Source organism: Agitococcus lubricus (assembly GCF_003051055.1).
Classification (GTDB): domain Bacteria; phylum Pseudomonadota; class Gammaproteobacteria; order Pseudomonadales; family Moraxellaceae; genus Agitococcus; species Agitococcus lubricus.
The window spans coordinates 21,631-29,841 of record NZ_QAON01000022.1 but is presented as its reverse complement, the minus strand read 5'-3'; the positions used below and the strand labels follow the sequence as shown (position 1 = coordinate 29,841).

Below are 8,211 nucleotides of genomic sequence, written 5' to 3'. Positions count from 1 at the left end.
TAAATTCAGGGCTAAAACGTTTTGCCATTTCTTCTCTCCAAACATAATTCTTAAATTAGCTTTAGAGGGAATAATTGTCCATTTAGTTGGCTAGGATCATTCATGATACGCATGATGCTAAGTCAAACGTGTCCTCTCAAGCGGGAGATCACACTTTAACAGTGCCCTGCGATGATGAAGGTAAAAATGGCATTAGCTGTAATAGCCTCGACCTGAATAAGCTCCCTATAACTTTTCTATTCTTATACTGCTGGTTCATCGCATGGCGGCTGGATATGCTCGTGCGAAACCTGCCTCCTCTGCCAGCGCCTGTCTGTCGTAACTCGCTCTCTTTCCTTACCCGAACGGTTGTTCTTCGTCATTAATTCCATCATGGAATACCTCTAGTACTAAAGAAACATGACACTTTTATCTGTTATTCCCATGTTTTTGTGCTGATTACAGCTGCCATTGAATGGCCTGTGACAGCCATTACTGCATTCGCTGTTTTAAGGAGATCAATCCATGTTAGCCATTTTCATGACCACGTTCCGGGAAGGACTGGAAGCCTTACTGGTTATATCCGTCGCCATGGCCTTTCTGCGCCAGACTGGCAATTCATTATTGTTAAGACCTTTACTGGCCGGTTCGCTGATAGCTATCTCCGGTTCTGCTGTTCTTGGTATCTATCTGGCCCATACAGGCGCGTTGTCACCTGTATGGGAAGGTTGGCTTGCTCTAGTGGCTGCGGCACTGATTATTACTTGCGTCATTCACATGGTTATGCACGGTAAAAAAATGGCGTACGAAATTCGCGAACGCCTCAATATACTCACACAAGGTAAGGTGAATGCCGTTTGGTGGAGTGTGCTCCTGTTTGCTGTGCTGATGGTGGGGCGAGAAGGTGTGGAAGCTGCTACGCTAATTGCAGCTTTGGCAAGTACTGCCAGTGGCCTCACTCTTACGGCCAGTGCAATTGGCGGGTTAAGTTCAGCTGCCGTATTGGCATGGTTGTGGGGACGTTATGGGCAACGCGTTAATGTCGGCCTGCTATTTCGTGTCACAGGGACGTTTCTGGCTTTGTTCTCGGTGCAACTGGTCGTGTATGCTTTTCACGAGTTTGCAGAAGCAGGTGCTCTGCCGCTGTTGGATAACGGATACTGGCATGAACTCACCGAACCATATGGCCCTGGCGGTGAATACGGCGTCTGGCTGACTTATACGCTGATTCTGGCGCCACTCAGCCTGATTATCTGGGACAAGCTTTCCAGCCATCTCTGGACGGAAGCTAAAGCCTGAAAGTCATGCTTTTTCATGGTCGCTGATAAGCACTAGCCGCAATCATGGGTAGGCTGATGTCTACCTGTGGTTGCACTGCAGATGCTGGAACTCAGATTTCTGCTTTTATTGAATATCTTACATAAAGCCAACAAATGAGAATATTTCTCTCTTGCCTTCAACCTGTTAGACTGGCCTCACTATTAATTCACTGTACTGTTATATGTTCCACTTCACCCGTCGCCAACGCCGTCGCTGGTCGCTACCTATGGTCGCGATTCTGCTGCTGCATTGGTGTTTGGGTTTTGGTGAAGCCCTTGCCGATGTCATTTGTCTGGAACCAAACGGCCAAGCGGTTATTGAGCGTGCTGGTGAACCCTGTGATGATGCGGAAAAAGCCAAACAGAGCATCAAACACTGTATCGACTTGGCATTAGATGATGGCCATGCCAACCATGAACTGGTTCCTGGCACAGAGTTCAAGCCACTCATGGTTTACAGTGACTTTAGCCTGATCGCCATTGTCATCACCCTTCTTCCTCTCTCCGACCCTCTGCTTGTTCATTCCTGGACAGCTGATCCACCCACTAATAACCGCCCCGTGACGCTGCGGAAAACCACAGTTTTACATATTTAAGCCTTAACGCGCTGTTCTGCATGACAGGCCTATTCCTGTCTTAACCAGTTTTGCGTGGAGAGGACTCATGTTCCGTTTTTCGTTATTTTCTCTTTCCTTTATTGGAATGAATCTGCTATTTCCCGATAGTGGACATGCCGATGTGCCCTTGGCGTTGCCTACCGCAATTGAGCGTGTGCTCAGCCAGAATCCGGCGTTGCAGGCTTCAGCCCAGCAAGTAGAAGCCGCTCTTGGCCGACAGACCCAGGCCGCCGTTTTTCCGAACCCCACCCTCAGTGTCGCCCTGGAGGATTTGGGTGGACAAAGTGGGTCATCGCCCAGTCGCGCCAGTACCATCATTAATTTCAGCCAGAGCGTTGAACTGGGTCGTAAACGCGACTATCGGACAGCCATTGCTACTGTCAATACACGTGAGGCTGAACAAGCCCTGCTTCTGCGCCGACTGGATATGGTGCGCGACACCCGTCTGGCTTTTGTCGAAGTACAAGCGGCAGCTGCCCGTCTTCGGCTGGCTCAGGAGGCCCAGGCTCTGGCACTAGATTTTAAGAGTATTGTTCAAACGCGGGTGACCGCAGGCAAGGTTTCACCTATTGAAGCCTCACGCGCTCTTGTCGCATTCAAAGTCGCTGAGCAGCGAACTGTGCGAGCAGAACGTGCCCTGGCTCAAGCCCGGTATCAACTCGCTGCATTATGGGGGGGACAGCCGGCTGTGACGGAGATTTCTGTTCCTTTGGAACTGCCCGTTGTAGAAGAGTCCTTGACTGTGGATCCTCTTGTCGCCCATCCCACGATAAAACAAATGACACTGGCCGTGCAGCGTCAGCAAGTGGCAGTGCGCGCTAGTGATGCCCAGCGTATCCCCGATGTGACCGTTAGCGCAGGCGTTAAACGGGAGGCAGTGACCCAGGAGAACAGCCTGCAAGTGGGCATTTCCGTTCCTTTGCCATTCTTTGACCGTCGTCAGGGAGAGCGGCACGCCGCTCGTGCCGAGTTGGGCGTAGCAGAAGCTGAATTGGAGTCAGCACGCTTGCGCCTTGAGAGTGATATCGCCCGAGAGCGTCAACGGTTAACAGCCACACGAGCGGAAGTCATGAATCTGCGTGAGAACGTGCTAAGCCTGGCTGAGCAGACCTTCAGTTTATCTCAGGAAGGCTATCGCGCCGGGAAATTCAGCCTGCTTGATGTGCTTGATACGGAACAAGCATTGCTGGAAGTGCGTAACACGTATCTGGAAACACTGGTCGGTTATCACCATTCCGCTATTGCCTTGGATCGTCTGCTTGGACGAGAACCTATTTCTGCTGAGATTACCCCATGAATGTCAAAACCCTATGGCGCTATCTGGCCTGCGCCCTTTTCGGTGCCGTTATCGCCGTGCTGGTCATGAAGCTTACTGACACGACAGACCATCCACCCGTTACGGCTGATGAGAGTCCGCATGAAGAACACAAAGAGCACAAAGATAAAAAAGCTGATGAATCGCACGAAGAACACGAGGGACACGAGGAACACGAAGCAACAACGTCCCTCATCAAAATGAGTCCCGAGCAGTTGAAGGCCAATGGCATCCGTGTAGAAGTTGCCACGATAACTCCACTGGCTGGGTCGTTAAAACTGCCTGGACAACTGGGATTGAATGCCGATCAGGAGGCACGTGTCATTTCCCCAGTTAGCGGCGCTGTACGCGAGATCCGTGTACAAACCGGTGCACAGGTGGAAAAAGGATCCGTGCTGGCCATGATCGAAAGCCAGGAATTGGCGGAAGCCAACGCGGCCTACCTCAACGCCAAAGAACGCACTGCACTGGCTCAGCTCACCTTTAATCGAGAGCAGGAACTGTGGCAAAAGAAAATCAGTGCTGAACAGGACTATTTACAGGCCAAGCGCAATCTGGCTGAAAACCAGATTGAGGAGCGGAGCAGCCGGCAAAAACTGCTCGCCCTGGGGTTGTCCGATGGCGATCTTCAGTCACTAAAATCTGGCAGTCATCTGGCCCGCTACGCTTTGCGTGCGCCGCTTGCAGGCACTGTTCTCAGTAAGGAGCTGACGCTGGGCGAAGCCCTGGGCCGTGACAAAGTGGTATTCCGGCTGGCCAATCTCAAAACATTGTGGGTGGATCTGACTGTACCGACCGAAGCCTTGACGGCCATCAAGGCTGGGCAAGAGGTACAGGTCTATAACTCTGACCGAACACTGACCGGAACTGGCAAGGTGGTATTTATTCAGCCTGAACTCAGCACCGCCAGTCGCAGCGGGAGTGTTCGGGTCGTGATCGACAACCGGGCAGGCTTGTGGCGGGCCGGCATGTTTGTCACCGCTACATTAGAGACCGAAAAGCGTACCAATGTCCTGAATGTCCCGGCGTCGGCCGTCCAAACTGTCGAGGGTAAAAGTGTCGTTTTTGTGATAACACCACAAGGTCTGCAACTCCGCCCTGTGATCATTGGCGATAGCAATGCCAGGCGCCTGACCATCGTTTCAGGCCTACAGCAAGGCGAGCAGTATGTAGCCGACGGCAGCTTCATTCTGAAATCAGAATTACAGAAGGGAGAAGCTGAACATGAGCATTGACACTACCTTGATCCTTCAGGGAGGCACGACGCATGATTGAACGTGTGCTTAGTTTTTCCCTGAAACATCGTTACCTGGTCGTCATGGTGATCTTGCTGCTGTCTGTGCTGGGCTTATGGTCGCTACAAAAATTGCCGATTGATGCCGTCCCGGACATCACCAATAACCAGATCCAGATCAATACCACACTGTCGGGACTGTCGCCGGAGGACATGGAAAAACAGGTGACGTTTCCGATTGAAAATGCCCTTGCCGGGATTGCTGGTCTGGAAAGTACACGTTCGTTGACCCGCAATGGCTTTTCCCAAGTCACGGTTATTTTTGATGACAAGGTAGACATCTACTTTGCCCGTAATCAGGTCACTGAACGGCTCAGCGAAATACAAGAGCAACTGCCTGCTGGAGCAACACCCCGCATGGGAGCCATCTCGACGGGGCTGGGTGAAGTCTATATGTGGGCGGTGAAATACCAGCATCCAGGTGGACAGGGTGCGAAGATCAAGGATGGAGAAGCTGGCTGGCAGAGCGACGGCAGCTATCTCACGCCTGAAGGAGAGTCCCTGCGTACCGAGGTTGCCCAACTGGCTTATCTACGCACGGTTCAGGACTGGATGATCCGGCCCCAGCTCAAAAACGTCGCTGGCGTTGCCGGGGTTGATGTGATTGGTGGCTTTGAAAAGCAGTATCACATTCAGCCTGACCCCCTCAAATTACGCACGTATGGCTTGAGTCTGAGCCAGTTGGCGGAAGCCGTGGAAAAAGCCAATCAAAGCCGTGGCGCCGGGGTGATTGAGCAACAGGGCGAGGCTTATCTGGTTCGCCTTGATGGCCGTCTAAAAACATCAGTCGAGATTGCCGCAACAGTGGTGGCCACCCGTCAGGGTATCCCTGTCTATGTTCGTGATGTAGCAACCGTGACGATTGGCGAAGAACTGCGTACCGGTTCAGCAAGCGAAAATGGCCACGAAGTGGTCGTAGGGACAGCGCTGATGCGCATTGGTGAAAACTCGCGTACGGTTGCCTTGGCCGTTGACCAGAAGCTGATTGATGTTCGCCGCAGCTTGCCACCAGATATTGAAGCGCAAAGCGTTCTGGATCGCAGCAAGCTTGTAAATGCGACGATTGAGACGGTGGTTAAAAACCTGAGTGAAGGTGCATTGCTGGTCGTTTTCGTGCTGTTTGTGCTGCTTGGCAATATCCGTGCCGCGTTGATTACGGCTATCGTTATTCCATTGACCGTGCTGCTCATGAGTATCGGCATGTTTAAAGCCCAGATCAGTGGCAATCTCATGAGCCTGGGCGCTCTGGACTTCGGGTTAATCGTAGATGGTGCGGTTATTATTGTGGAAAACTGTTTGCAGCGACTGGCGGCCAGACAACAGCATCTGGGTCGTAGCCTGACCCTGAGCGAGCGCCTGAGTGAAGTCTTACACGCTAGTCGAGAGATGATTCAGCCATCCGTGTTTGGCCAGGCCATTATTATTACCGTGTACTTGCCTATCCTGGCGCTGGAGGGGGTGGAAGGAAAAATGTTTCATCCCATGGCGGCGACAGTGATGATTGCGCTGGTAACCGCCCTGATACTTTCTCTGACGCTCGTGCCAGCACTGGTGGCCATTTTCTGTAAAAATACGCTGGAGCATGAAAGTGTTCTGATCACACGCTCCAGACAGGGTTATGCGCCCTTGCTCGATAAAGCCCTCAATTCGCCAAAGACAGTGCTAACCTTGGCAGCTGTAGCGTTTGGTGTTGCCTTATTGGTGTTCACACGCCTGGGACAGGAATTTATCCCGACTCTGGATGAAAAGGACATTGCCATGCAGGCAATCCGTATACCCAGTACCGGCATTCAACAATCCACCCGAATGCAGCTAGCGATTGAAAAGAGTATCAGCACCCTGCCGGAAGTCGCTTTTATCTTCTCTAAAACCGGTACAGCTGAAATGGCGGCTGATCCGATGCCGCCCAGTATTTCCGACACCTTCATCATGTTTAAGCCGCGTGCGCAATGGCCCGATCCTGGTTTGTCCAAAGCCGAACTGAGCGAGCGTATTGAAAAGCACGTGAGCACACTCCTGGGGAACAACTATGAGTTTACCCAGCCGATTCAGATGCGCTTTAATGAACTGCTGTCTGGAGTGCGCGGTGATGTCGCCATTAAAGTGTTCGGTGATGATTTTGAAGCCCTGCAACAGACGGCCAATCGTATTGCCAGCACGCTGAAACGTGTGGATGGCGCAAGTGAGGTCAAAGTCGAACAGGTTGAAGGTCAGGCTTTGCTGGATATTGCATTTAACCGTGAGCAACTGGCGCGTTATGGCCTGCCATTGTCTGACGTACAGGATATGGTAGCTGCGGCAATTGGTGGCCGTGAAGCCGGACAGGTGTTTGAAGGTGATCGGCACTTTGCAATTGTTGTGCGCTTGCCAGAGGAACTGCGTGCCGACCTGGAGAGGTTACGAGCCTTGCCTATTCCGGTCATGAGTGACGGCAATCAGGCGTTTGTCACCTTGGGAGAACTGGCAACGCTGGAAATCAAAGCTGGCTTGAACCAGATCAGCCGCGAGAATGGCAAGCGGCGCATCGTGATTCAGTCCAATGTCCGCAATCGTGACCTGGGGTCTTTTATTGCCGATGCCCAACAAGCTGTCACCCAGGAAGTCAAACTGCCCGCAGGCTACTGGCTCGGCTGGGGTGGTCAGTTTGAAAACTTGCAGCAGGCCAAAGAGCGCCTGTCTATGGTTATCCCACTCTGTCTGGCTCTGATCTTCTTGCTGCTATTCAGCGCACTGAACAATGTACGGCAGGCAGTGCTGGTTTTCAGTGCCATTCCGCTGGGGTTAACAGGAGGCATTCTAGCGCTTTGGCTGCGGGATATGCCATTCTCGATTACGGCCGCTGTGGGCTTCATTGCCCTGTCCGGTGTAGTGGTGCTGAATGGCTTGGTCATGGTGAGTCGTATTAATCATTTGCACGAGAGTGGCATGGCACTGCAAATGGCTATTCGGGAAGGCTCGCTGTCGCGCTTACGTCCAGTCTTGATGACCGCACTTGTGGCTTCACTGGGCTTTCTGCCAATGGCTCTGGCCACTGGCACCGGAGCAGAAGTGCAAAAGCCTTTAGCGACCGTGGTTATTGGCGGGCTGATCACCAGCACGTTGCTAACCCTAGTCCTGTTACCAGCACTGTACCGGCTGTTCGAGCGTGACAACGAGGAGAGTCAAGACTGAACCAGATAGCTAACTGCTCACAGGCGAGGCTGGATGACAGTCGCAGGCCTCGCCTACGGAGGCCTGTTCCAGATTTTTCAGAATGCCACACTCACGGATTTGTTGATTGCTGTGACAGCTATCCCGAAGCGCGTGTAGTTGCTGTTCCAGCAACCGCAAGGATTCGACCTGCTGATGAATCCGCTGGATATGGCTGTCAATCAACTGATTGATGTCGTCACAGGCCAGCTCGGGATTGGCCTGAAAACGGCGTAGCGTACGCACATCGGGCAGGCTCATTCCCAGTGACCGGCAATGCCGGATGAACTTGAGATGGGTCAGCTGGAGATCCGTGTAGTTACGATAACCATTCGCTTCGCGGGCAGGCACTTCCAACAGGCCTTCCTGCTCGTAAAAGCGAATGGTTTCTACCTCACAATTGCAACGTTGAGCCAGCTCGCCGATTCTCATCACCGCCCTCCTGAAAAGACTTGACCCTATAGTAACTATAGGCTGTTTAATAACACTCGTGTTTAT

6 protein-coding genes are annotated in these 8,211 nt (G+C 52.3%); 5 read left to right on the top strand and 1 reads right to left on the bottom strand.

Going from position 1 to position 8,211, the window contains the following annotated elements; genetic code table 11:
• Positions 1–504: 504 nt before the first annotated feature.
• The 5 genes from C8N29_RS15095 to C8N29_RS15075 all read left to right on the top strand — a co-directional run bounded on the left by C8N29_RS15095 (position 505) and on the right by C8N29_RS15075 (position 7,695).
• Positions 505–1,278 carry an FTR1 family iron permease gene (locus C8N29_RS15095; protein ID WP_239987192.1) on the top strand — a complete coding sequence of 258 codons (774 nt, stop codon included), beginning with the start codon at positions 505–507 and terminating at the stop codon, positions 1,276–1,278.
• Between the two features lie 202 nt (positions 1,279–1,480).
• Positions 1,481–1,894 (top strand): hypothetical protein, encoded by a 414-nt coding sequence (locus tag C8N29_RS15090; RefSeq protein ID WP_146164482.1) that lies wholly within the window; start codon positions 1,481–1,483, stop codon positions 1,892–1,894.
• A gap of 67 nt (positions 1,895–1,961) precedes the next feature.
• Positions 1,962–3,212 carry a TolC family protein gene (locus tag C8N29_RS15085; RefSeq protein WP_107866899.1) on the top strand — a complete coding sequence of 417 codons (1,251 nt, stop codon included), beginning with the start codon at positions 1,962–1,964 and terminating at the stop codon, positions 3,210–3,212.
• Positions 3,209–4,465: an efflux RND transporter periplasmic adaptor subunit gene (locus tag C8N29_RS15080; RefSeq protein WP_107866898.1), complete on the top strand. Its 1,257-nt coding sequence runs from the start codon at positions 3,209–3,211 to the stop codon at positions 4,463–4,465. Before C8N29_RS15085 ends, C8N29_RS15080 begins: the two co-directional genes overlap by 4 nt.
• 32 nt (positions 4,466–4,497) lie before the next feature.
• The gene (locus C8N29_RS15075) at positions 4,498–7,695 is read left to right on the top strand and encodes an efflux RND transporter permease subunit (protein ID WP_107866897.1); all 3,198 of its coding nucleotides are present in this window, start codon (positions 4,498–4,500) and stop codon (positions 7,693–7,695) included.
• Between the two features lie 9 nt (positions 7,696–7,704).
• Here the strand turns inward: C8N29_RS15075 and cadR are convergent, their stop codons facing one another.
• Positions 7,705–8,145, bottom strand: a complete 441-nt coding sequence (gene cadR, locus C8N29_RS15070; RefSeq protein WP_107866896.1) for a Cd(II)/Pb(II)-responsive transcriptional regulator — start codon at positions 8,143–8,145, stop codon at positions 7,705–7,707.
• Between the last annotated feature and the right edge of the window lie 66 nt (positions 8,146–8,211).